Annotated in this window: 22 protein-coding genes; 4 read left to right on the top strand and 18 right to left on the bottom strand. The window is 40.2% G+C overall.

All coding sequences use genetic code 11. The features are described from left to right. Window positions 1-27: 27 nt before the first annotated feature. The gene (gene rnhA, locus FPV17_RS07030) at window positions 28-660 is read right to left on the bottom strand and encodes a ribonuclease H (RefSeq protein ID WP_035395524.1); all 633 of its coding nucleotides are present in this window, start codon (window positions 658-660) and stop codon (window positions 28-30) included. A 172-nt stretch (window positions 661-832) separates the two neighbouring features. Here rnhA and FPV17_RS07025 point away from each other — a divergent pair, with 172 nt between their 5' ends. Beyond that, window positions 833-1084 carry a hypothetical protein gene (locus FPV17_RS07025; RefSeq protein ID WP_035395522.1) on the top strand — a complete coding sequence of 84 codons (252 nt, stop codon included), beginning with the start codon at window positions 833-835 and terminating at the stop codon, window positions 1082-1084. 146 nt (window positions 1085-1230) lie between these two features. Here the strand turns inward: FPV17_RS07025 and FPV17_RS07020 are convergent, their stop codons facing one another. After that, window positions 1231-1551, bottom strand: coding sequence for a hypothetical protein (locus tag FPV17_RS07020; protein WP_035395521.1), 321 nt, complete (start codon window positions 1549-1551; stop codon window positions 1231-1233). Window positions 1552-1637: 86 nt separating this feature from the next. Next, the gene (locus tag FPV17_RS07015) at window positions 1638-2030 is read right to left on the bottom strand and encodes a thiol-disulfide oxidoreductase DCC family protein (protein ID WP_246117150.1); all 393 of its coding nucleotides are present in this window, start codon (window positions 2028-2030) and stop codon (window positions 1638-1640) included. A 340-nt stretch (window positions 2031-2370) separates the two neighbouring features. On the opposite strand from FPV17_RS07015, the gene mreBH reads away from it, so the two are divergent. Then, on the top strand, window positions 2371-3378 hold the full coding sequence (gene mreBH / locus FPV17_RS07010; protein WP_060705273.1) for a rod-share determining protein MreBH: 1008 nt from the start codon (window positions 2371-2373) through the stop codon (window positions 3376-3378). A gap of 68 nt (window positions 3379-3446) precedes the next feature. On the opposite strand, the gene FPV17_RS07005 is transcribed toward mreBH, so the two are convergent. The 12 genes from FPV17_RS07005 to treP all read right to left on the bottom strand — a co-directional run bounded on the left by FPV17_RS07005 (window position 3447) and on the right by treP (window position 17209). Then, complete coding sequence (locus FPV17_RS07005) at window positions 3447-3683, bottom strand: protein YuzH (protein WP_144558612.1); 237 nt, start codon at window positions 3681-3683, stop codon at window positions 3447-3449. An 18-nt stretch (window positions 3684-3701) separates the two neighbouring features. After that, window positions 3702-4403: a hypothetical protein gene (locus tag FPV17_RS07000; RefSeq protein WP_144558611.1), complete on the bottom strand. Its 702-nt coding sequence runs from the start codon at window positions 4401-4403 to the stop codon at window positions 3702-3704. A 14-nt stretch (window positions 4404-4417) separates the two neighbouring features. Beyond that, window positions 4418-5716 (bottom strand): amidohydrolase family protein, encoded by a 1299-nt coding sequence (locus FPV17_RS06995; protein ID WP_246117196.1) that lies wholly within the window; start codon window positions 5714-5716, stop codon window positions 4418-4420. 125 nt (window positions 5717-5841) lie between these two features. Next, window positions 5842-7725 (bottom strand): PTS fructose transporter subunit IIABC, encoded by a 1884-nt coding sequence (locus FPV17_RS06990; protein ID WP_144558609.1) that lies wholly within the window; start codon window positions 7723-7725, stop codon window positions 5842-5844. A gap of 15 nt (window positions 7726-7740) precedes the next feature. Beyond that, window positions 7741-8652: a 1-phosphofructokinase gene (gene pfkB / locus FPV17_RS06985; protein WP_144558608.1), complete on the bottom strand. Its 912-nt coding sequence runs from the start codon at window positions 8650-8652 to the stop codon at window positions 7741-7743. Beyond that, entirely contained in the window at window positions 8649-9413 is a 765-nt protein-coding gene (locus FPV17_RS06980; protein WP_144558607.1) for a DeoR/GlpR family DNA-binding transcription regulator, read from the bottom strand. Before FPV17_RS06980 ends, pfkB begins: the two co-directional genes overlap by 4 nt. A 216-nt stretch (window positions 9414-9629) precedes the next feature. Next, window positions 9630-11504, bottom strand: a complete 1875-nt coding sequence (locus FPV17_RS06975; protein ID WP_144558606.1) for an ABC-F family ATP-binding cassette domain-containing protein — start codon at window positions 11502-11504, stop codon at window positions 9630-9632. Between the two features lie 54 nt (window positions 11505-11558). After that, window positions 11559-12626 (bottom strand): nitric oxide synthase oxygenase, encoded by a 1068-nt coding sequence (locus FPV17_RS06970; RefSeq protein WP_144558605.1) that lies wholly within the window; start codon window positions 12624-12626, stop codon window positions 11559-11561. Between the two features lie 58 nt (window positions 12627-12684). Then, window positions 12685-13170: a glutathione peroxidase gene (locus FPV17_RS06965; RefSeq protein WP_144558604.1), complete on the bottom strand. Its 486-nt coding sequence runs from the start codon at window positions 13168-13170 to the stop codon at window positions 12685-12687. Window positions 13171-13240: 70 nt separating this feature from the next. Continuing rightward, window positions 13241-13957: a trehalose operon repressor gene (treR, locus tag FPV17_RS06960; RefSeq protein ID WP_035395504.1), complete on the bottom strand. Its 717-nt coding sequence runs from the start codon at window positions 13955-13957 to the stop codon at window positions 13241-13243. Between the two features lie 9 nt (window positions 13958-13966). Beyond that, window positions 13967-15637 carry an alpha,alpha-phosphotrehalase gene (treC, locus tag FPV17_RS06955; protein WP_144558603.1) on the bottom strand — a complete coding sequence of 557 codons (1671 nt, stop codon included), beginning with the start codon at window positions 15635-15637 and terminating at the stop codon, window positions 13967-13969. Window positions 15638-15778: 141 nt separating this feature from the next. Continuing rightward, on the bottom strand, window positions 15779-17209 hold the full coding sequence (gene treP, locus FPV17_RS06950) for a PTS system trehalose-specific EIIBC component (protein ID WP_060705247.1): 1431 nt from the start codon (window positions 17207-17209) through the stop codon (window positions 15779-15781). A 196-nt stretch (window positions 17210-17405) separates the two neighbouring features. On the opposite strand from treP, the gene FPV17_RS06945 reads away from it, so the two are divergent. Beyond that, window positions 17406-19016, top strand: coding sequence for a gamma-glutamyltransferase family protein (locus tag FPV17_RS06945; RefSeq protein ID WP_144558602.1), 1611 nt, complete (start codon window positions 17406-17408; stop codon window positions 19014-19016). 104 nt (window positions 19017-19120) lie between these two features. Here FPV17_RS06945 and FPV17_RS06940 read toward each other — a convergent pair whose 3' ends face one another. The 3 genes from FPV17_RS06940 to FPV17_RS06930 all read right to left on the bottom strand — a co-directional run bounded on the left by FPV17_RS06940 (window position 19121) and on the right by FPV17_RS06930 (window position 23704). Then, a complete protein-coding gene (locus tag FPV17_RS06940; RefSeq protein ID WP_144558601.1) occupies window positions 19121-20455 on the bottom strand; it encodes a polysaccharide biosynthesis protein in 1335 nt (444 codons plus the stop codon). Window positions 20456-20542: 87 nt separating this feature from the next. Continuing rightward, window positions 20543-21931 carry an alanine/glycine:cation symporter family protein gene (locus tag FPV17_RS06935; protein WP_144558600.1) on the bottom strand — a complete coding sequence of 463 codons (1389 nt, stop codon included), beginning with the start codon at window positions 21929-21931 and terminating at the stop codon, window positions 20543-20545. Between the two features lie 117 nt (window positions 21932-22048). Next, window positions 22049-23704: a glycerol-3-phosphate dehydrogenase/oxidase gene (locus FPV17_RS06930; RefSeq protein WP_144558599.1), complete on the bottom strand. Its 1656-nt coding sequence runs from the start codon at window positions 23702-23704 to the stop codon at window positions 22049-22051. A 131-nt stretch (window positions 23705-23835) separates the two neighbouring features. On the opposite strand from FPV17_RS06930, the gene FPV17_RS06925 reads away from it, so the two are divergent. Further along, a complete protein-coding gene (locus FPV17_RS06925; RefSeq protein WP_144558598.1) occupies window positions 23836-24579 on the top strand; it encodes an SDR family NAD(P)-dependent oxidoreductase in 744 nt (247 codons plus the stop codon). The last annotated feature ends 76 nt before the right edge of the window (window positions 24580-24655 follow it).

The raw sequence follows: 24655 nt of genomic DNA, 5'->3' as shown, positions 1-24655 counted from the left end.
TATACCCGAAATGAAAAACGTTCACTTTTAACTTTTTCGACCATAATCAGCTTTAATTTCACCGTTTCGTTCTGTATCCCATTTTAATACTTGGTGATGATTTGGATTTTCTTTTAACCATTTCTCAGCTCGATCAATAAGGGACCAAATCTCTTCTGTTTTTTCATCACGTGGCAATGTTGAATTTGCTTTTTTCTTTCTCACCCAACTAATGGCCGTTTTAGAATCAGAATAAACCGGTTTTGATAGTTGTTTCTGTTTTAGATAAGCAAGCCCATGTACAATTGCTAAAAATTCACCCATATTATTTGTTCCGAGCTTAATTGGCTCTTTCTCGAATAAAACCTCGCCCGTTTTTGTATCAACACCTTTGTACTCCACACGTCCTGGATTCCCATGACTTCCAACATCTACACTAATGCTGTCCCAAATGACGTCGTTTCCACTATCCTGTTGAACTCGTTGTAACGGTTTCTTAGCTGTTTTTTTAATCCCTTGACCTGGTTTCCCTGAAAACGCTTGTTCCGCCTCAGTCTTTGTTGGAAATGATTTGTACCGGGCTCCTTTAAACCCTTTCACTTGCCTTTCACATTCTGACCACGTTTCGTATATACCAGGCTCTTTTCCTGCCCATACAACATAATATTTTTGCTTTGCCACTTTTTCTTCGCCTCACTTTGGTCAACTACGTTTACTAGGACATTCCTAAACCAGTTCTATTATTCTTCTACTCATGTAGTGTATCACACTATAAATCTTCATCACTACGCCTCTACTTCCTTGATTAAAACGTTTAATTTTTGTCTAAGCTGAAGCAAAGAGGAGGCGAATCATGGAAATTAATGTGGATCGAAAACGCTCTGTGGAGGAAATTGGAAATTTTGTCTGTACGGAAAAAGAAAAACTATTCGTTCTCGTGTTAGATAAAGGGGACAAATACCCCTATTTACTCTTATCGTTACAAACGTTTCATATCATCCAAAATTATGATAGCATGCCTACTCGTGAAGAGTTAGAAGAAGATATAGGGGAGAAAATAAAAGAAATTTATAGTCAAAACTACGCATCTATCACACTTCATTAGCTGTGTCAGAGAATGATTCTCCCTATTGTTACGAATTTGTTCAGTGGCATGAGCAGCAGATATCCTCCTGTTTCATGCAATGGAATGAACCAAAAAAAACTCCTCAAATCAGGTTGCGTGATTTCAGGAGTGAGTGTTTATTTATTTTATTGTGCAGAATCGGCAGTTGATTGCTCGTACCAGTTATCCAATACTTTCGCATCTAAAATTCGTTTTTTAATGTATATCGTTTGCTTTTTAAGGAAAAGTTCTTCCCATTTCACTTCAAAGTCTGAAGCCATCTCAACAAGTGTTAACAGCTCTTGCCAAGCCACATATCGTTTGTACCAAAAAAACGTTGGCTGTTCTGAGATGTAAGGATATAAATCGTCAAACTCTGTATGCTTACAATCAATTGTACGTTCAAATTGTACCTTCGCTTTCTCTAATCGTTCTTTCAAATATGGTTGCAATTCAGTCTGTTTCACTATGATGCCCCCCCTCGTGCTTTTTGTAATTATAGCACAATTCTTTCATCTGTACAGAATAGAAAAATCACGAACTTCATCAAAAATTATGTTAAAAACCGACTTCGTTCTTCTTCAGTTGGTAGACGACATGTGGTTTTCTTGCCGAATAAGCGATAACGATTTGCAGCTACTACATCGTAAAGCTTATGTCGAATTAAACGTGGAACCCACTTTCCAGCTCCCAGTATAAACCAACCCCCAGTCAATTTAGGTGCTACCTTTAATACTGCATCGCTTTTTACATATGCTTTTCCATCTTCAATGACCACCATTGTGTTTAAATCGACTTCAAGTTGATATTCTTTTAAAAGTGATTGGCCTTTTTCAGATTGGAGAGATGCAAATTGATAGTATTTTTCTTTGTCTCGTTTCATGACGAAGTCTACTAGCTGATTACACAGACTGCATACACCATCGAACAATAGAATTCCACCCACACGATCACATCCTTCCTCTATCATTAGCCTATCATAACAAACATTAACATTCCTATTGTTTGAATCATTTTTTTCATCCTGTTTACATAGGTTACACAACGGTAATGACTCAATGAGGGCATTTTCTTAATTTGTTTCCATTACATGAATCCCTCCCCCACCTTTTGAAGCCCCTATATTTAGGTGCTTCTTTACATTTCTGTAACAAAGCAGGCATTACGACTTATATCTCCAAATCGAATTGAAACGTTTTTTCCATCCTTTTTCACTTTATCTCTCTCCACACAGTTGGTACACTATCATGTAGTCAAAGAAATAGAAGGAAATGTGGTGATTGGTTATGTTTTCAACTGCACAAATAGGCATTGATTTAGGAACAGCAAACATTTTAGTTTACAGTAAAGAAAAAGGTATTATTTTAAACGAACCATCTGTCGTAGCACTTAATATAGATACAAGAGATGTATTAGCGATTGGAATCGAAGCAAAGAAAATGGTAGGGAAGACCCCTTCACATATCGTTGCCGTTCGTCCATTGCGCGATGGTGTTATTGCTGATTTCGATGTTACAGCTAGCTTATTAAAAGAAATTATGAAAAAAGCAAGCAAAAATATGGGACTTGCCATGCGCAAGCCAAATGTAGTTGTTTGTGCGCCGACTGGATCAACATCCGTTGAAAGACGTGCCATATTAGATGCGGTACGTAGCTGTGGTGCGAAAAACGTTCATATTATTGAGGAGCCTGTTGCAGCCGCTATTGGCGCTGACTTGCCTGTTGAAGAGCCAACGGCAAATGTCGTTGTCGATATTGGTGGTGGCACAACTGAAGTGGCGATTATTTCTTATGGTGGGGTTGTCTCTTCTAATTCCGTTCGCGTTGGCGGAGATAAACTTGACGAAGCTATTATTCAATACGTTCGCAAAACATACAACATTTTAATTGGTGAGCGAACAGCAGAACAAATAAAAATAGACATCGGTTATGCACCAATTGAGCACGAGAAGCTGACAATGGAAATTCGTGGACGGGATCTCGTAAATGGGCTACCAAAAACGATTGAACTCCATTCATTCGAAATTCAAGAAGCCATGGGCGAGCTCTTGCACCAATTATTAGAAGCACTTCGAGCAACACTTGAAGATTGTCCTCCTGAATTAAGTGGAGACATCGTTGATCAAGGAGTTCTTCTTACTGGAGGCGGTGCCCTTTTAAACGGACTAAAAGAGTGGATTTCGGATGAAATCTTCGTTCCTGTACATGTTGCTCCGAATCCTTTAGAGTCGGTTGCAATTGGAACTGGCCGTTCATTATCGTTTATCGATAAACTTCAAAAAGCAACTGTTTAACCAGGTTTAGAACATGGTATGAAAGAAGCGCTATGCGCTTCTTTTTTTTACCTAACCTCTTCGTTTATTTAATATGCACGTTTTCGGTTCTTATAGAAATGCACTAAACCTAATTCCTCATTTAGAAGCCATTCCATCTCTTTTAAGTCTTCTCGTATCACCATTGTATCCATCTCAGACCACTGAACCGAATATACGAAATAATAGTTCCTTACCATTCGAAAGGTAACAACTGATGATGGAAAGCGGTTGAATATGGCTTTTATTTGGTTTCGTTTCCAATATGAATAGGAGACCAGTTCCACAATCCATACACCTCCTTCTTACATCAACTGATCATGTAAATAAATAGCTTGCTGCTCTTGTTTGATATACCCTTTTCGAATGTTTTCACGCACACGTTGAAAGTAAAAAGCTACCGGGTATTCAGGCCGCTTAGCGTAAATCTCAGCAACAACTTTTTCAATTGGTACAGGCTTATCAAACTGCCTTAATACCTCAAGGACTTCTGGATCGAAGTAGCTATCCTTACGTACTTCGTGTGTAAACCGATCGATTCGTTCTACTAATCTTTCATGTTCTACGTTTGAAAACGATGGGACCATAACGCTCCATTCCCTCTTTGTTAATGGAGGTTGCTGCGCTAATTCCGTAAACAGCTCTGGTGCGCGCTCATGAATGTGCAGGGGGCCAGGAACTAGTCGAAGCGTTAACCTTTCTGAATGATTTAAACGCTCTGCTAACTCCATAAATGCAAGCTCTTCTCCAGCAGATGGCCCAATCCATGCGGTAACACATCCTACTTCTAGTGCTGTTTGAATGGCATCTCGTTGCATCTGCTGCTGCTTCAATACTTTCGTTCTTTCCGCTTGAAGTTGGTTCACACCTAGTAACGTTTCAATACGCTGCATCCGTTTTTCTTCATTTTTCATCATGCCCATCTGCCAAAATGGCTCATACACGAGTTGTTGTTCTTCTTCAAAGGGGGTTTTCACATTCATTGAACAGAACAATTGTTTTTCCATTTAGAACACCTTCTTTATTTCATTAAATGAGGATACTGTTTATTCATATAGTCATAATAAACTTGTTCTTGCTTATCATACGAAGCTTGATTGTATGTCTGTTGGTTTTGTTCGGCTTTAGCAATAAGCGCCTCTGGTCGATGCCACATACCGTTTTTCACAACCCATTCGATCAGTCGTGTTGCTGAAATGTCTTTCAAAGGGTTGCTTTTCAAGATAACAAGGTCCGCTTGTCCCCCTACTTTACAGACACTGTTCAAACCGAAAAGTTTACTAGGAATCGATGTTGCTGATTGGATCGCTTCAAAAGGAGAGAGACCGCATTGGACGAGTAATTGCAATTCTCGATGTAAAAGCTGACCCGGGTACGTATCGACTCCTGCAGGTGAATCCGTTCCAGCTAATATTGTGCCTCCTTTTTCATGGTAGGCAGTCGTGATTTGTTTGTTCACTTCCAATAGTCGTGTTTGTTTACTTGACTGAATGTATGGTCGTACATAGTTCCAATGCTCCTCCAAGCTTGTCAACGCGCTCGTTTTAACAGATGTTGAAATGCTCCAATGAGACTCTTTTGTTCCTTGTGCAAATAAACTTAAGGTTGGTACGACTACGACCCCTGCTGTTATCAATTCTTCACACAAGGTAGAAAGCTTATCTTCGTCTAAACCTTTCTCAAGTAACGCTCTATCTTCTTTCTCTGAAAGCAAGCAATGCCAATTTGGAACAAGAGACTGAATGATTCCAGAATTATGTTCTAAAAAACGAATACCCATTTTGGCAGCTGTTCGTGCGTCAACATCGGTAGAGGCTAATAAGTCAGCGCTAATGTCAAGTTTATATTTGGCGGCTTCGTTTACCACTGCCTCCATAACGTCTCTTTTTAATTGACCATAGACTTTTATAAAAGATGCGCCTACGTCAACTTGTCGCTTTACTTCTTCTATAGCGTCATGTTTAGACTGCGTAGAGAACGAGCCACTACTCGTCTTCCCCCATAAGCCGGGTACACCATCAATCATTCGATCAGCAGTAAAAATGGTCGGGTCAAAGGAGGCGTACTGGTGATCCTTTAATGGCTTTAAATGAAGCGAATTTCCTGCTGTATTCCGAACACTTGTAACACCAGCAGCTGTAAAAAGTGGTGCATATGCAGGCTGTATATGACAATGATTATCAACCAGTCCAGGTAATGCATACGTTCGCAAATGAGAAATTGGTGCCTCCATCATTTCTGTAACTTTTCCATCGTTAATTGTAATGGTTTGGCCTTCAAACTGTCCTGTTTCCAAGTTTAATACGTTAAGTGTCTCCATTTGCTTCACACAGCCACCACCTTAACAGCTATTTTTTATTTGTAAAAAGCTTACCATATTCTTTCTATACCCACATGTTTCAAAATCAAAAAAGCCCGCTCCTATAGAGCAGGCTCGATTACCTATTAATCAATTGGTCGTTTCATCATGCCATATAGAACACCTGTCACAATGGCACCAATAATAATTGCGAGTGCATAAAGCCCCATATAGGAGAACGTTGAATCATTTACGAGCAACATGGTGAACACGCCACCGTGAGGAGCTGGCAACGTAATTTGGAACAACCCTGTCAGCCCTCCTGCAATTGCTGCACCAATAACACTTGCTGAAATAACACGGACCGGGTCTGCTGCCGCGAACGGAATGGCACCTTCTGTAATAAAGGATGCACCAAGTACATAATTGGTTCGTCCAGACTCACGTTGCTGTTTTGTAAATTTATGCTTCCAGAACGTTGTCGCAATCGCTATTCCTAGCGGTGGCACCATTCCTGCTGCCATAACAGCCGCTTGAGGCCCAAGATTCCCTGCATCAAGCATAGCAATACCAAATGTATAGGCGGCTTTATTAATCGGCCCTCCCATATCAATTGCCATCATAATACCGAGAACAATTCCTAATATGACCATATTCCCTGTTCCTAAATTACCGAGCCAGTTTTGTAAACCGGTGTTTACAGAGGCAAGTGGGGTAATAAGGACATACATAATTAAGCCGGTAAAGAGTATATTTAAGACTGGCGTAAAGAGAATGGTTTTTAAACCGTCCAAAGACTGTGGAATACCAGAAAGTAATTTTTTCACACCTAAAGCCATATAACCTGCAAGGAAACCTGCTAATAAGCCTCCTAAAAACCCAGCATCTCCATTGTATGCCATGTAACCTGCTATCAAACCAGGCGCAAACCCGGGACGGTCTGCAATGCTCATCGCAATAAAAGCGGCTAGTACTGGAATAAAGAGGGCAAATGCATTATCGCCACCAATAAAGCCTAGAATATTCGTAACAACATTGTCTTCTCCTAACAGCGCATCCACTTCAAATAAGAAGCTAATAGCAAGTAGGATTCCGCCACCAATAACGAATGGAAGCATATTGGAAACACCATTCATTAAATGCTTATAAACACTTTTTCCAAAACCACCACTTGATTGGCTTTCCCCGTGATCCTCTTTATGACCGCCTTGGGCTGAGTAAACCGCTTCTTTTCCTGTTAAAGAGCGATCAATTAGTTGGGCAGGCTTTCGAACACCATCTGCTACTGGCGCAATGACAATTCGTTTCCCATCAAAGCGATTCATTTCAACTTTTGTGTCAGCAGCAACAATAATACCATCTGCTCGGTCAATATCTTCTTTTGTAAGACGATTTTTCACCCCGCCTGAACCATTTGTTTCTACCTTTATAGAGAAGCCTCGCTCTTGTGCTTCTTTTTTCAACGCATCAGCGGCCATATACGTATGGGCGATACCTGTAGGACATCCGGTAACACCGATGATAAATGTATCCTCAGCAGATGTAGACTGAACTTCCTCTTCTTCTTCACTTTCTTCTATTTCTTTTTTATCGATTACTGCAATAACGTCATCAATCGATTGAGCGGCAAGGAGTTGATCACGAAAAGCTGTATCCATTAAAAATGTTGATAACTTTGAGAGAGTTGCTAGGTGTTCATTATTGGCACCTTCAGAAGCAGCGATCATAAAAAATAGCTGACTTGGTTGTCCGTCTAGTGCTTCGTAATCAATCCCAGCAACAGAACGACCAAAGGCGATTGCAGGTGTTCGAACAGCCGCTGTTTTTGCATGTGGAATGGCAATTCCCTCACCTAACCCCGTCGTACTTTGATCTTCTCTTGCTAAGATAGCTTTCTTATAATCCTCTTTATTATTCAATCGCCCTGCTTCATCAAGCTTCATCACTAATTCATCAATGACATCTGCTTTTGAAACCGCTTGTAAGTCAAGTATAATGGTATCTTTCTTTAGTAAGTCAGAGATCCTCATCTCGTATCTTCCTCCTTATGTGGTGCTCACTTCAATTTCTTTTTCTAAACGTTTTACTTCCGCTAGTTCACCAAAACCAAGGGAAAATGCGGTTGCACTTCCTGAAGCCATTCCGAAACGAAAGGCGTCTTCTAGACTTGCTCCTGCATGATAAGCATGAATAAATCCAGCAACTGTCGCATCACCAGCACCGACAGAGTTTATCAATTTTCCTTTTGGTGCATTGGCACTGTAAATACCATCTCTTGTTGCCAGTAACGCCCCATCTCCTGCAAAACTAACAAGAACATAGTCAATACCTTGTTCAACAAGAGCTTTGGCATGAGGAATCGCCTCTTCTTTTGTGGTAATGACTGATTGTGTTAATTCCGCTAACTCATGTTGATTCGGTTTAATAAAGTATGGTTTGGCATTAATAACCTGTTTTAGCGCTTCACCACTTGTATCAACAAAAACATGTACACCTTGTCCATTTAATTGTTCTGTCCACTCTGCATATAAGTTTGCTTGTAGCGATGGGGGTATGCTCCCTGCTAACACAACGATATCGTCTTTTTTTAATTGTTTAAACTGTTGCTCTAAAGCGGCTTTGTCACTAATTGTGATCTCAGGAGAGAAACCATTTATTTCTGATTCTTCTTCTGCTTTTATCTTTACATTGATACGTGTATCACCTTGAATACGGATAAAGTTTGAGTCAATTCCATCTTTCTTAACGGTTTCATGTATAAAGTCTCCTGTAAATCCACCAATAAAGCCGAGAGCTGCGCAATGAGTCCCGTACCCCTTCAACACCCTTGATACATTGATACCTTTCCCGCCAGCTACCTTTCGATCGCTTGTTGAGCGATTCACATGACCTACATGTAATGTTGGAAGGGACACATAATAGTCCATTGCGGGGTTTAAGGTCACCGTATAAATCATAGCTTAACCACCTCTACTGCCGTGCTTTTCTTTAATTCTTGATAGAGCTTCTTTCTTTCTTCTTCAACGTATGAGCTTGTTACGATGTGTACGTCCTGGATAGAAGCAAATGTAGAAAATGTAATGTCGCCAAACTTTGTATGATCAGCTAACACATAAGCTTGCTGAGCAAATGCAATGGCTTTTGCTTTAATGTAGGCTTCTTCGGGATCAGGTGTGGTGAATCCATCTTGAAGGGTAAGCCCATTTGTGCCAATAAAGGCTTTGTTAAATCGATAACTTGAAATGGCTTCAAGAGCGCCTCTTCCAACAAACGCATACGTACCTTTTTTCACATGACCCCCAAGACCATGTGTATGAATATCTGCTTCTAGCAACGCTTGAATATTCATGACACCGTTTGTCACAACCTCTATAGTCTTTCCTTTTAAATAAGGAATCATTTCATATGTCGTACTGCCAGCATCTAAAAAAATACAATCGCCATCTTCCACCCATTCAGCTGCTCGTTTAGCAATTTGCTTTTTCTCATGACTGTTTTTGAATGATTTTTGAGCCATCGTTGGTTCATCTCTCATCGTTTGAAGTACCGTCGCACCACCATGTATGCGCTTTAATTTCTTTCCTTGTTCAAGTTCAGTTAAATCTCTTCGTATTGTTGATTCTGAAGAACGAGTAGCTTCAATAAGCTCATAGATTTTTACTACTTCCCGTTCTTGAACTAGCTTAAGAATCATTTCTTGTCTCTCTACAGTTAACATACATACACCTCTTTGCTTACAAGACTTTTTCATTATACATTCAAAAACACTCACAATCAATCATTTTCGATCATTTTGTATGTGACAACTTTATCCTGTAAACGTCACAAAAACGCTAGTAATCGTATTGTAAGAGAGAGGTAGCTTTTTCAACTAGCTTCTCCCTTAAATTGTCCGTTACTAGCGTTCAGTATGAATCTTATTCATTTGTCTATTTTATTCATTTAACTGTTCTACTTTTTCAGCTAGTTCTGCCCAACGTTCTAGTGTCTGATCAAGTTCAGCATCGACGACTTCTTTTTCCTTCATCGTATCAGCGATTTTTCCGTAGTCACTACCTGCTTCTTGGATGATCACCTCTAACGACGCTTGCTTCTCTTCAAGTGAAGCGATTTTTTCATCTATTTGCTCCCATTCTCTTTGTTCCTTGTAGGAAAGTTTTTTACTGGTTTTTTTCCGCTCAACGGTTGGTTCTTTTTCTTTCTTTGGAACGACTTCCATACGTTTCTCTTCTAGGTAATCTGTATAGTCCCCTTGATAACGTTGAATGGTTCCATTTTCAAAAATTAGCATTTGCTCGACGACACGATCAAGAAAATACCGATCATGAGAAACGGTCACAACTGTACCAGGAAAGGTTTCAATATAGTCCTCTAAAACCGCCAGTGTTTCCACATCGAGATCGTTGGTTGGCTCATCTAAAAATAGTACATTGGGTTCGCTCATTAATATCCGAAGCAAGTAAAGACGGCGCTTCTCACCACCTGAAAGACGGCGAATATAAGTCCATTGTTGTGCTCTTGGGAATAAAAAACGCTCAAGCATTTGCTCAGCCGTAATTTGATCTCCTTTGGCGGTATACACAACTTCAGCTATTTGTTTAATATAGTCAATAACGGTCAAATTACCATCAAGCTCAGCATCTTCTTGAGTGTAATAACCAATTTTTACCGTTTCTCCAATTATACATGCACCGCTATCAGGCTCCATGCGATTTGCCATAATATTTAAGAGCGTCGTCTTTCCACTCCCGTTAGCACCAATGATACCTAATCGCTCTTGATTAGTAAGCAGATAGGAAAGGTTTGTAAACAAAGGCTTATTATTAAGGGTTTTGCTAACCTCTTTTAATTCGATTACTTGCTTTCCTAAACGTTGTGAACCAACCGCAACGTCCAATTGATCTTTACTTTTTAAGCCTTGTTGATTTTTTAACGCTTCCACTCGCTGAATTCGTGCCTTTTGCTTCGTTGTTCGTGCTTTTGCGCCTCTTTGAAGCCAAGCCATTTCTCGTCGAAGTAAGTTTTGTCTTTTTGCCTCTGCTTGCTCTAGTTGTTCTTCCCGGTGCGCACGCTTTTCTAAATACGTTTCAAAGTTCCCTTCATATTGATATAGGTTTCCGTTTGTTAATTCGTAGATCGTTGTGGCCACTCGATTTAAGAAATAGCGATCATGGGTAATAACAACTAGTGCACCTCGATAGTGATTTAAGTGTCCCTCTAACCATTCAACGGTTTCATGGTCAAGGTGGTTTGTAGGTTCATCAAGCAGTAGCAAATCAACTGGCTGAATAAGCGACCGTGCAATAGCTACTCGTTTCTTTTGGCCTCCGGACAATGTAGCAAGCGTAGCTGTGAGATCAAAAACACCTAATTTACTAAGGATTGTTTTTGCTTGTGTACTTGCTTCCCATCCATCGACTTTATCCATATGGGCTTGTAATGTAATCAAATTTGATTGCAACCGTTCATTCATTGGATCTTTTTCAAGTATTGCTAACCCTTCTTCATAACGAGCGACCGTTTGCAACAACTCTGATTCACTTTTAAAAATATAATCAAGAACCGTCTCGTTATCTGGAAGTTCCGGTTGCTGTGATAGGTATTCAATTGTAAAGTCGTTTGCGTGATAGAAGTGGCCTGCCTCTTTTCCTTCCACTCCCGCTAACACTTTAAGAAGTGTGGATTTACCAGTCCCATTTACACCTAATAGTCCTATTCGATCTCCTGTTTCAATTGTAAAATCGATAGAGTGAAAAAGCGCCTTTTCCCCAAACGTTTTACTTAGCCCCTCAACTCTTACTAAACTCATGAACATCTTCCTTTTTCCATATGATTCGTTATCTATGCAGTATAGCACACTGGACTATTGATAAGACGCGTCTTCATAAAAGAAGTTCGGTGACTTGATTTCATTCTGAAATGACTGATGAAAAATAGACGTTTGTGCCGGAGACATAGGCGGAATTAACCAAGTCCAGTCTCCTGTTACATCTCGATTCTGCTTTGCTTCATTTTTAATAAACTGCTGAAATTGTTTTGCAGCAGTATGATGATCAACAATACTAACGCCATCTCGTTGAAACGAATGTAAAACGGCACGATTTAACTCAACTAACGCTTCATCTCGCCATAGTGAGGATTCTTTCTTTCGCTCAATATTTAATTGATCTGCTACTTGCTCTAAGCGATTGTAGCGAAAATCATCAGCTAAGTTACGTGCGCCTATCTCTGTTCCCATATACCAGCCATTAAAAGGGGCAGCAAAAAAGGATAGTCCTCCGATTTCTAGCCTCATATCAGCAATAATCGGCACCGCATACCACTTCAATCCTAAATCACGAAACGATTTGTAAGTTGGGTGATGCAAATGCACTTCCTTCACAAGTTTTTCTGGTATAGGATAATAAACAGGTGACTGGCCCTTAATGGAAAATACAAGGGGCAACACATCAAAATCAGTTCCATTCCCTTTCCAGCCTAATGATTCACAAAGTCGTGTGAATTCAAGTGAGGCTGGGTCACCAACGACGTTTCCGTTCTTTTCATATCCTGCATAACGGATGAGCTGATGATTCAAAATTCGTACCCAATCTCCTTCTGGAAAGATCGTAATCGTAGGAATAATTTTCCCATCATTTGTAGCATACGTAATGTGTCGCTTCAACGCATCAACAACGTCATCTTCCGTTCTTGCATCCCTCGCATCAAATACATGCATTCGCTCCCAAAAAAGTCGTCCGATACAGCGATTGCTGTTTCTCCATGCCAATTTTGCGCCATACATAAGCTCATCTGACGTTAATGTATACGATCCCCTACTGTTAATCTCTTGAAGGACCTCTTCAATACGTTCTGAGACTCCTACTTTGCTCGTCTCTTCATAAAATTGCTTCAGAAATGCTATCGCTTGTTGCTCCCGTTCCATTCCCATAAATGTCAACAATCCTCCTAAAAAAAACTGTGTAGCCGGTTGCTACACAGTTTTTTGGCTATTGCTTTTTATCGATTTCCGCTTTAATATCGTTTTCTATTTGACTAGGCTTCGTTTGCGGAGCGTACCGCTTCACGACATGACCATTTCGATCAACTAAGAACTTCGTAAAGTTCCATTTAATCTCTTCGCCTATTGTACCCTTTTTTTCACTTTTTAAGTGCTTAAAAAGCGGATTAGCGTCTTTCCCTTTTACATTGGTTTTTGCAAAAAGAGGGAAGGTCACACCAAAATTCAATTTACAGACACTTTCCATTTCATCATCAGATGTTGGCTCTTGATTCATAAATTGGTTACTTGGGAAGCCTAATACACGCAATCCGTCACTTTGATACGTTTGGTGAAGCGATTCTAAGCCATCAAATTGTGATGCAAACCCACATTTCGTTGCTGTGTTCACAACAAGAAGAACGTCACCTTCATAATTTGATAACGGAAAATCCTCACCCTTACTCGTTTTTACCGTGTAATCAAATACAGACATGTTTACCTCTCCTCCATTGCTTCTTTTCAACAAGTATAAAGGTTCTGCCTCCACAAGAAAACTAATTTGCTCACGTCTTATGTCTTCTAGCAAACTCTACAAAGCGGAAGCGGTCTGGACGGTGTCTTGATTCTGTGATTTGCAGTAAAGTTGCATCTTCCAAGTATGTCAAACTGTGCACAACAACGATATGACTCCCTGGTTCAACATCAAGAAGCTCTACATCTTCTTGGGTGGCAACGTCAACGACAATCTCTTTTTTGGCAAAACTAATTGTGAGATCTAACATATCCTCAATATAGGCGTAAATACTTCCAGCACAAATATCTTTTGTTAGCCCTGGTACAAGTGCTTTCGGGAACCAATCTTTATCAAGAATAATACGTTCTCCATCAATCATCCGCACCCTAGCAATTTCTAAAAGTTTGTCTCCCTCTGGCAGTTGAAATGAGTGAGCTTGTTCTGCTGTTGCTTTTAGTTCATTAAACGCTACAACAGCTGTTGATGCATTCATACCTAATTTTTGATTTAACTCTTGAAAACTTGTTACGCCTGAAACAGGAAAATCAAGTCGCTGTACATCTAATACAACAGAGCCCTTCCCTTGAATCTTCTGAATGTACCCATGTTCAGAAAGCTGCTTTAACGCTTTACGAATGGTTTCTCGCGAAGCTTGAAATTGAGTCGATAGCTCATGTTCGGACGGCAATGTATCACCTGGCATATAGCGTCCTTCATGAATATCACGAATTAAATGTTGGTAAATGGAATGGAATTTACTTTTCAACGTATCGCCCTACTTTTTTAACAGAAATGCGATGGTTTCGTAAGGTTCTAACTCTAATGATGCTGTTAGCTTTTTTTCGCCATCGTAATTTCGTATGACTTGTTCTCCTTCTAACGATACCATAGAAGCGGGACACGTGAACACGGATTTAGTACGATAAAAGTTTGAGATAACGAGAAGCTTCTGCTGTTCATTTTCCCTTACATACGCAAACACAGTCGGATGATTATGTGTTAAATGCGTGTAATTTCCATCTGTAATCACATCGTACTCTTTCCGAAGTGAAATGAGCTTTTTGTAAAAATAAAAAATCGAGTCTTTATTTGCTAACGCCTTTTCAGCATTAATGTGCTTGTAATTGCGTGCAACATGAATCCAAGGTGTTCCTGTCGTAAATCCAGCGTGACGTTCATCGTTCCACTGGACAGGCGTACGAGAGTTGTCACGTGATTTATGTTGTAAAATTTCTAGAACATCCTTCTCACTTTTACCAGCCTGAAGCAATTCATTATACATATTCAACGACTCTACGTCTCTGTAATCATCTATAGAGGTGAAATATGGATTGGTCATGCCAAACTCTTCACCTTGATAGACGTAAGGCGTACCTTGCATAAGATGAATCGTCGCAGCAAGCATTTTGGCAGATTGTTGGTGAAACGTTTGATCATTACCGTAACGACTCACAACTCGTGGCTGATCATGATTACACCAGAAGAGCGCGTTCCAGCCCCCACCTTCATGCATTCGTACTTGCCATTCAGATAGAATTGATTTTAATTGTTCAAAATCAAAGTCAGCAACAGTCCACTTTTCACCGTTTGGATAATCGACTTTTAGATGGTGAAAATTAAACGTCATGGATAACTCTTGACGCCTCGGATTTGAATAGTTAATACAGTCTTCAATCGTTGTCGAGGACATTTCTCCTACTGTCATGCTGTCGTATTTAGACAATACTTCTTGATTCATTTCGTGGATGAACTCATGAACGCGTGGTCCATCTGTGTAAAACTTACGTCCATCACCAGGAGCTACACTACCGTCATCATTTGGGAAGCGCTGGTCTTTTGAAATCAAATTAATGACATCTAAGCGAAAACCGTCAATTCCTTTTTCAAACCAAAAGTGCATCATGTCATACACATGCTGACGCATTGTTTCATTTTCCCAATTTAAATCGGCCTGAGACACATCAAATAAGTGCAAATAATAGTCTTGGGTCGCTTCATTCCATTTCCATGCAGAGCCACCAAACTTTGATTGCCAATTTGTTGGCTCTTTTCCTTCTATTGCTTCTTTCCATATATAGAAATCGCGAAAATCTGCGTCTTTACTTTGCATCGCCGATTGAAACCACTGATGCGCTGTAGAAGTATGGTTTACAACTAAGTCCATTATGACCTTAATGCCACGTGAATGGGCTTCTTCTAACAACTGATCAAAATCTTCCATAGTTCCATACTCGTCATGAATTGTGTAATAATCCGCGATATCGTAGCCGTTATCCTGTTGTGGAGACGTATAAATCGGTGTTAACCAAATAACGTCAATTCCTAATTCTTTTATATAATCAAGCTTCTCAATGATCCCTTGTAAATCACCGACACCATTACCTGTTGTGTCATTAAAGCTCTTTGGATAAATTTGATAAACCGTACTTTTTCTCCACCATTCCATTACAGTTCACCCTTTCTTTGGTATCATACGTACTTAGTTTACCACACTTGTATATACAAGTAAAAAAAGACCTGCTTAAGGCAAGTCTTCCTTTTAAAAAACTCTATGAATTACTATAGTTCTAACTCTTGCACTACTTTCCTATTCATGTAGGCTTTTCGGATTTCGAATCTTGCCGTATAAGAGCGTTGCAATAAACGGCAATAAGATGACGATTCCCATACCAATTGCAAATGCCCCCCAGCTACCAGGCTGGATAGAGAAAATTCCAGGTACACCACCTACACCAACACTAGTTGCTAACACACTTTGAACAGAAATGAACATGCCTGCAAAACCAGAGCTAATAATAGCTGCTAAAAACGGGAAGCGGAAGCGAAGGTTCACTCCGAATAATGCTGGTTCTGTAATTCCCAACCAAGCTGATAGACCGGATGTACTCGCTAACCCTTTTAAGTTCTTGTTTTTCAATACAAAATACATAGCAAATGCTGCAGACCCTTGGGCAATATTAGAAAGCGCTAAGATTGGCCATAAGAACGTACCACCTGCGCCACCGCTCGTTAACTGTAAATCTACAGCTAAGAAGGTATGGTGCATGCCGGTAATAACGAGTGGTCCATAAATAATTCCATATAAGAATCCAGCAATGGCAGGAACCGCACTAAATAACCAAATAAATCCGTCGGCAATGCCATTTCCAATAGCAAATGTAATTGGACCAACAGCAATAAATGTGATAAAGCTCGTTACAAGTAAGGCAACTGGTGCAACCGTTAGTAAATGGAATGAATCAGGTATGCGTTTCCTTAGGAATACTTCAATCTTTGCAAGAATAATGGATGCGACGAACACTGGTAAAACTTGGCCTTGGTAACCAAGCTTTTGAATTTCTAATCCAAACAGGTTCCAGACAGGAATCTCCCCTGCTTCACGAGCACTTCCGTAATCCCACGCGCTTAATAATGCTGGGTTAACGAGAATTAACCCTAACACAATACCAAGTAACGGGCTGCCACCGAATCGTTTTACGGCTGACCACCCTATTAACGCTGGTAAGAACGTAAAGGCGGTGCTGGCAATCACGTTAATGATATCCGCAAAATCAGTCCACTGAGGATGAACATCAATGATTGATGCGTTATCATAAAAAATGTTATCACCAGTTAAAACGTTGTTTAACCCCATTAACAAACCAGCCGTTACAATTGCTGGCAAGATAGGGATAAAGACATCTGCCAATACTTTAATCGCTCTTTGTAAGGGGTTACCTTTCTTGGCAGCCGCTTCTTTCACATCGTCTTTTGACTGCTCTTCACGTCCCGTAAGCGCCATTAATTCTTTATACACTTTATCAACAACGCCGTTTCCTAAAATAATTTGAAACTGTCCGTTTGCTGAGAATGTCCCCTTCACAACGTCAAGGTCTTCTAACGCCTTTGTATCAACTTGACTTTCATCTTGTAAAACAAGACGCAGTCTTGTTACACAATGAGTGGCAGAAGAAATGTTTGCTTCTCCGCCAATGGCCTCTAAAATCTGCTCAGCAGACTTTTTATAGTTAACAGCCATCTTGTTTCCTCCTTTGCTAACGTTTTCAAAAACGTCGCTTTTATTCTTCTCTAATTTGTATATACAAATATATTATTCGCATTGATCATACCTTGTATATACAAATTAGTCAATAACAATGATAGCCATTTTAATCTTAATTTCTTCTTCCCTCTTTTTGATCGTGTTACACTACTAAAAAAGGAGGCTTCATAAAATGGAATTTGATCCACACTACCACCCATATCCTTCCACAACAATGCCGATTTATGCAAAAAAAGGTATGGTCGCAACATCACAACCACTTGCCGCTCAGGTTGGTAGAGACATTTTAAAGCAAGGAGGAAATGCAGTTGATGCTGCCATTGCGACAGCCGCTTGTTTAACTGTTGTGGAACCTTGCTCAAATGGAATCGGTGGCGATGCCTTTGCAATAGTCTGGCTAGATGGAGCCATTTATGGATTAAACGGTAGCGGTCCATCACCTGAAGCATTAACCATTGAGGAAGTGAAACAGCGAGGGTTTGATTCAATGCCGACAACCGGACTTATACCAGTAACGGTCCCTGGTGCACCTGCTTCATGGGCAAGTCTTTCCGAACGATTTGGTAAACTATCGTTACTAGATGTACTCCAACCAGCCATCGACATTGCAGAAGAAGGCTTTGCGGTCACCCCTACGATTTCAAGACAATGGAAAATGAGCTACAATCGCTTTAAGAAGCAACATACAGCTGAAGAATTTACCGCATGGTTCGATACATTTTCGTTACATAACCGTGCCCCTGAACCCGGCGAAATATGGCGATCTCCCAATCATGCCAAAACGTTGCGTTTAATTGGTGAAACAAACGGAAGAGCTTTTTACGAAGGGGAATTAGCTGATCAGATCGATGCCTTCTTTAAAAAACATAACGGCTATTTACGTAAAGAAGATTTAGCAGCATACGAACCTGAGTGGGTTCAACCCATTTGCACAAATTATAAAGGGTACGATGTATGGGAGATTCCCCCTAATGGGCAAGGCTTAATTGCGCTAATTGCGTTAAATATTCTCGAAGCATTAGAAATTGGCGAAAAAGAAAGCGTAGAAACGTATCACAAACAAATTGAAGCGATTAAGCTTGCTTTTGCTGACGGAAAAGCGTATATAACCGATGAGGGTCACATGAGTGTACCAACGGAGTCTTTACTTAACAAAACCTATGCAGCTAAACGAGCAGCAGAAATTACGGATCAGGCTAACTTGCCGACAGTTGGTAAACCCGTCGGTAGTGGGACCGTATACCTTTGTACAGCTGATGAGGAAGGCAATATGGTCTCGTTTATTCAATCGAATTACATGGGCTTCGGTTCAGGACTTGTTGTACCTGACACCGGTATCTCCTTACAAAATCGCGGTCATGCTTTTTCTTTAGATGCTAGCCACGATAATGCGTTAGCACCGAAGAAACGTCCGTACCACACTATTATCCCCGGCTTCCTTTCTAAGGATGAAAAAGGTATTGGCCCATTTGGTGTTATGGGCGGATTTATGCAGCCACAAGGGCATGTGCAGGTAATTATGAATACGATCGACTTTCTTTTACACCCTCAAGCTGCTCTAGACTCCCCTCGTTGGCAATGGACTGAAGGAAATAAAGTAATAGTAGAACCAACATTTCCACGACATATTGCAGAAGGCTTAGCGCGAAAGGGTCACGAAATTAGCGTTGCAAATGATGTCATTTCATTCGGAAGAGGCCAAATCATTTGGAGAGATGAAACAAAAGGTTCGTATGTCGGTGGCTTGGAAACACGAACTGACAGTGCCATTTCCTCGCTTTAACACAAAAAATCCCTCCAACGACTTCACATTAAGTGACTACATTGGAGGGAGTCTAATATCTATCCTTCTTTCGTTTTTCCTTTACTTCTATTGCACTTCTCTCATTATCTAAATATCCTGCTTTCACCTGGCCGCATGAACATATTTAGCTTTAGTTTCTTGCAAATCGTAATATAGTGCAATATGGTCAGCAAGACTGCGCTCATATTCATGCCAATAATAATACCGTTCATCTGTAAACTTGGCATTGAACCTAACGAAATCATTAAACAGAAAGATACGACCGTTGCGTAGAATGAATGAAGAAACGCATCTTTAACGAGTCCAATTCCAATTAAATACGCCTGTAATGGTGTAGCACAATACTGGAATAAAAAATAAGGAATTAAGATTTTCAAGTAGTCGGCTGCTGGTGATGGCCCAAAAAACATGGTCGTTATTGGTTCAGCAAAAAAATAAAACACGAGTACAACTGGTAATCCATAACCAAATGTAACAAGTAACGACAGTCTCAGATAATAATGAAGCGTATCATACTGACGTTTTGCATAGCTATCAGCAACAATAGGTATTAGCACAACAAGAAGAGAATGCGCTACAAATGCAGGAAAGAACCCGATTGTAAAGGCAATCCCTGCTAGTTTTCCGTACTGTACGAGGGCGACACTTTCAAGAACTCCTGCATTGGTAAGAGCCGTTGTAATTAAGAACGGTTTTACTGCAAACGTAATAGAATGAAAGATGCGTAAGCCTGTTGTCGGAATGGAAACAGCCAATAGCTTTTTCTGTACTTCCTTTTGACTGACTTTCTTTTGTGGGTGACCCTTTTTTGTTTCGTGTATCTTGCGAATAAATACAACCACTAAATAAAAAAGAACAAGTAGTTCACTCAGTTTCAATGCCAATAACGCCATAAAAATAGCAAGATCGCTCGTAAAGGAAAACATGTAAAACACAATGAGCAATCCACTAAGCTGTGCAGTTCGTTTTAAAATATTTGCGATTGCAATTTTAGAGGTTTGGTGTGCACCAATTAGATAGCCCTTTGCGACAGACGAAAACGTAATGACTGGTATAAGTAAAAAGAGCATCCACTGTACACCAACATGATACTGCTGTAACACACTTAAGTGTGGCAAAATGAGAAGTGCTGCTACCATCACAGTTACCGCACAAATGGTTGCTAGTTTTAAGGACTGTACTAGTATACCCCAATGATACTTTGGCTCCTTTTCAGCAATTAACTTTGATATCGCAACTGGCAGCTCCACACTTGCTAAAACAACAACAAATAACATTGTGGGCAATATCGCCATGTATAGTCCAAATGCTTCATCACCTAATTCTCTAGCTAACACCATATTAATAACAAATTCCAAACACTCTCCAATAAAAGCTGCTCCACTCAAAACAAGAACACCACGGAAAAACGTACCCAAAGCTCATCTCTCCTTTTCTCTCTTTAATAAGGTATGAGACAAGTTCGTAATTTAAGACAGAAAAAAAACAAGCGTAGTCGCTTGTTTTTAATCGTCCCATGTATCTGCATTTTTTAAGCCAGGAATGTTCTTGCTTTTAAATACAGGATTTTTCCCTGCTTTTCGCTGTAATACATAGTCATTAATAACGGCAATGGCAATTTTACTTATAAGCACAATGGAGATTAAGTTTACAACGGTTGTAAACGCCATAAATACATCCGCCATATCCCACACAAGTCCAATACTAGCAAGAGAGCCAAATACGATCATGCCCATGACTGCTAGACGGTAGACCTGAAGCCAACCAGTTCCTTCTTTAATAAATGCAAGATTCGTCTCTCCATAATAATAATTTCCCACGAGAGAAGTAAACGAAAAGAAAAAGATAGCAATTGCAATGAATGGGACAGCCCAATCACCGACTAGCAGACTTAATGACTCCTGCGTTAACGCCACACCATTCACTCCTTCTGAAGCAGAAGAATAGACATCCGTTAACAATATTACAAAAGCGGTTGCTGAACAGATAATAATTGTGTCGAAGAACACCCCCAACGACTGAACAAGCCCTTGTTTTGCCGGATGCGACACATCCGCTGTCGCAGCGGCGTTCGGCACACTCCCCATTCCAGCCTCATTTGAGAATAAGCCTCTTTGAGCACCGACTAATAAGCCAGCAAAGATTCCGACACTTGCTTCCTGAAAGCCAAATGCATTTCCTACTATTAATGAGAACACCGCTGGAATCGCTTCTGCATTTGTTACAACGACAAATCCCACAACTCCAAGATAAAGTACAGCCATAATCGGTACAACAATACCTGAAAATACAGAGATAGAACGAATTCCCCCAAAAATAATGACACCGACTGCAAGGGAAATAATAATTCCGACAATAAGTGGATCAAATTGGAACGCGTTTTCAAATGCGACGGCAATCGTATTTGCCTGTAGTGAATTAAAGATAAACCCAAATGTAACAGCAATTAACACTGCAAAAACGATCCCTAACCATCGTTTTCCTAGCGCACGCTCAATATAATAAGCTGGTCCTCCACGAAATTGACCATCAACACGTACTTTATAAACTTGTCCTAGCATACTTTCAATAAAACCTGTCGCCATACCAATAATGGCAATGACCCACATCCAAAAAATTGCTCCAGGCCCTCCCATAACGATTGCTAATGCTACACCAGAGATATTGGCAGCACCTACACGAGAGGCAGCACTAATACAAAACGCTTGGAAAGCAGAAACTTCCCCTTTTTTCGTTTTCTTTTCGGTAATGGCCCGAAACATCTCTGGAAATAAACGAAATTGAACAAAATTAGACCGAAATGTAAAATAGATCCCTACGCTAATTAAAGCAGCGACGAGTATGTACGATGTAACACCATTAATACTTTTTATAAGATCGTGAAATGCGTCCATATAAATCCTCCAATAGTCAACTAAAACAATCTTTGAATTATACCAAACTACATATTTTTTTGCAATTTATGAAAAGACTTACTAGATATAACGCTTTCTAGTAAGTCCCTTTTATGATTAGATATCTGTAAGAGTTAGGAGACGAATTTGCTCATCTAACTCCTCTTGGTGTGCTTTCATTTCTTCTTCTGTCCACGATAGTAAATCCGCCATTGCTTGAACAATTTGCCCCTTAAACGTTGAGACAGTTTGAATATCAAATAGCAAATCTGATGTTCTACGCAAGAAAAAGTCTACTGGTGTGAGTGCCATCTCGTACTGAATGGCATATCGTAAAGAAGCCCATAAATCTTTTGGTACGTGATACGTTTCTGCCCTCGAATCATCTAAATAAGCGAAGACTTGAGGCACATTTGAACCATATCGCTCAACCAATTTTTTTGCAATCGGTTTATCCAATCCCAACTGTACGCCAGCTTCAATATGGACATTATTGAAATGCTCCAGCTGATCAGAACCACCAACTTTTCCACCACTTAACACAAGGTGTTTCGTCTTTGATTGCGGATATGTGTCTACCCCGCTGTCTTCTAAAGACTTACATACACGGTCTGTAATGTCAGCCGCCATTTTTCGGTAGCCTGTTAATTTTCCACCTGCTATCGTAATTAGGCCACTACTCGAAACAAAGATCTCGTCTTTACGAGAAATATCAGACGGGTCCTTTCCTTCCTCATGAATGAGCGGTCTCAACCCCGACCAACTTGATTCAATATCATCTTTTGTTACTTTATGATCAGGAAACCGAGCCATAACAGCTCCGATAATATAATCTACATCTTCTCTTGTTACACCTGGTTCATGCATTGATCCTTTATAATTTGTATCCGTTGTTCCGACATACACTTTTTCATCTCTAGGGATCGCAAACATCATTCGCCCATCGTTATAAGGTGTATCAAAGTAAAGTGCTTGGTTTAAGGGTAGCTTTCGTTTTGAAAAAACAAGGTGAACACCCTTTGTTAAGTGAATCGTCTTTCCTTGTTTTGAGCGGTCTTGCTCACGTAGTGTATCAACCCAAGGCCCTGTTGCGTTCACAATGTGCTTTGCATGAATTACAATAGCTTCCCCTGATTGTAAGTCTCTTGCAACTACACCATTAACGTGATTATCTTCATACGTAAACGACTCTACCTTCACATAATTGGCTAAGTGTGCTCCATACATTGAAGCTGTTTTCGCTACTTCCATTGTTAAGCGGGCATCATCTGTCCGATATTCAACATACATTCCTGCCCCTTTTAGCTGGTCAGGAGCCAATATCGGCTCTTTCTTCAACGCCTTCTTCGCACGCATCATTGTTCTTCGTTCTGATTTTTTGACACCTGCCAATTTATCGTATACACGCAGACCAATTGATGTTGTAAGGGAGTTAAAGGTACCACCTTTATAAAATGGAAGCATCATTCTTAGCGGCGTTGTTACATGGGGTGCATTTTCATAAACGATTTCTCGTTCTTTTCCTACTTCAGCCACTAGCTTAATTTCAAATTGTTTTAGATACCGAAGACCACCATGAATTAATTTTGTTGATCGACTTGAGGTGCCTGCTGCAAAATCTTGCATTTCGACTAAACCTACTTTTAGCCCTCTTGTAGCTGCATCAAGTGCTGTTCCTACACCTGTAATGCCTCCACCAATAATTAATAAGTCTAATTCATTACGTTGCATGTCTTCCAGTGAGTTTTTTCGTGTTTTTGACGAAAAAGTCATTTCATCATTCCCCCATCTTAGTAGCCCAATCAGACATTTCTTTTATATTATTCCACGTAACCGATCTTTCAAACACATTGATTGATTGGTTAGTAACGAATCACTATACTAAACAAAAAGGAGAAAAACAGATGCGCATTGCAATCGTTATTGGTAGCTCAAAAGGATTAGGGGCAGCCGTTGTTAAGCAATTGCTGGAAGAACAGTATGAAGTGATTGGATTCTCAAGAACAGAAGCACCAAAAGAGATACATACACATCCATCTTTTACTCATGTACCCTTCGATGCTAGCCATGTAGCTACACGTCAGGATATTTTTTCAAACGTATTCGCTTCAATTAATGTTTCGCTTGCCACAGAAATGTTATTTATTTATAACGCTGCTCTTATTAATCCTGTAGGGAGGCTCGGCACTCTCGAAAAGGTAAGCTTTAGTCAACAAGTCGAAGTGAATTTAGTAGCCCCTCTCGAACTAAGCAATTTATTTATTCAGTCCGTGCAATCGTTAACGATTTCAAAACGAATGCTCTTTGTTACATCAGGAGTAGCTTCAAAGCCTATTAGTGGCTGGTCCGGTTACTCTAGCTCAAAAGCAGGGCTAAATATGATTGTACATTCAATCGCAAAAGAACAGGAAGATGCCTCGTCACCTGTTTTAGTAGCTGGGTTTAACCCTGGTATCATGGATACGACTATGCAACAAACCATTCGACATTTTCAAGAAAACCAATTCCCATCTGTAGCACAGTTTAAGCGCTTTCATGAAAGCGGAAGACTTCAGCCTGCATCTATCGTCGCCCGTTCTCTTATTCGCTGTCTACAGAACCCCACTTTTGCAAATGGACAAATCGTTCGTGTCGATGACTATCTTTAAGCAAAGGTATGCTGGTATACCAGCATACCTTCAACTATAAACAAAAAAGATAGCAAGTATGATTCGCTACCTTCCA

Origin of the sequence: Shouchella miscanthi (assembly GCF_007725405.1) — a bacterium.
Lineage (GTDB): Bacteria > Bacillota > Bacilli > Bacillales > Bacillaceae_D > Shouchella > Shouchella hunanensis.
The sequence above is the reverse complement of the archived record's forward strand: the minus strand, read 5'-3'. Positions and strand labels throughout refer to the sequence as shown.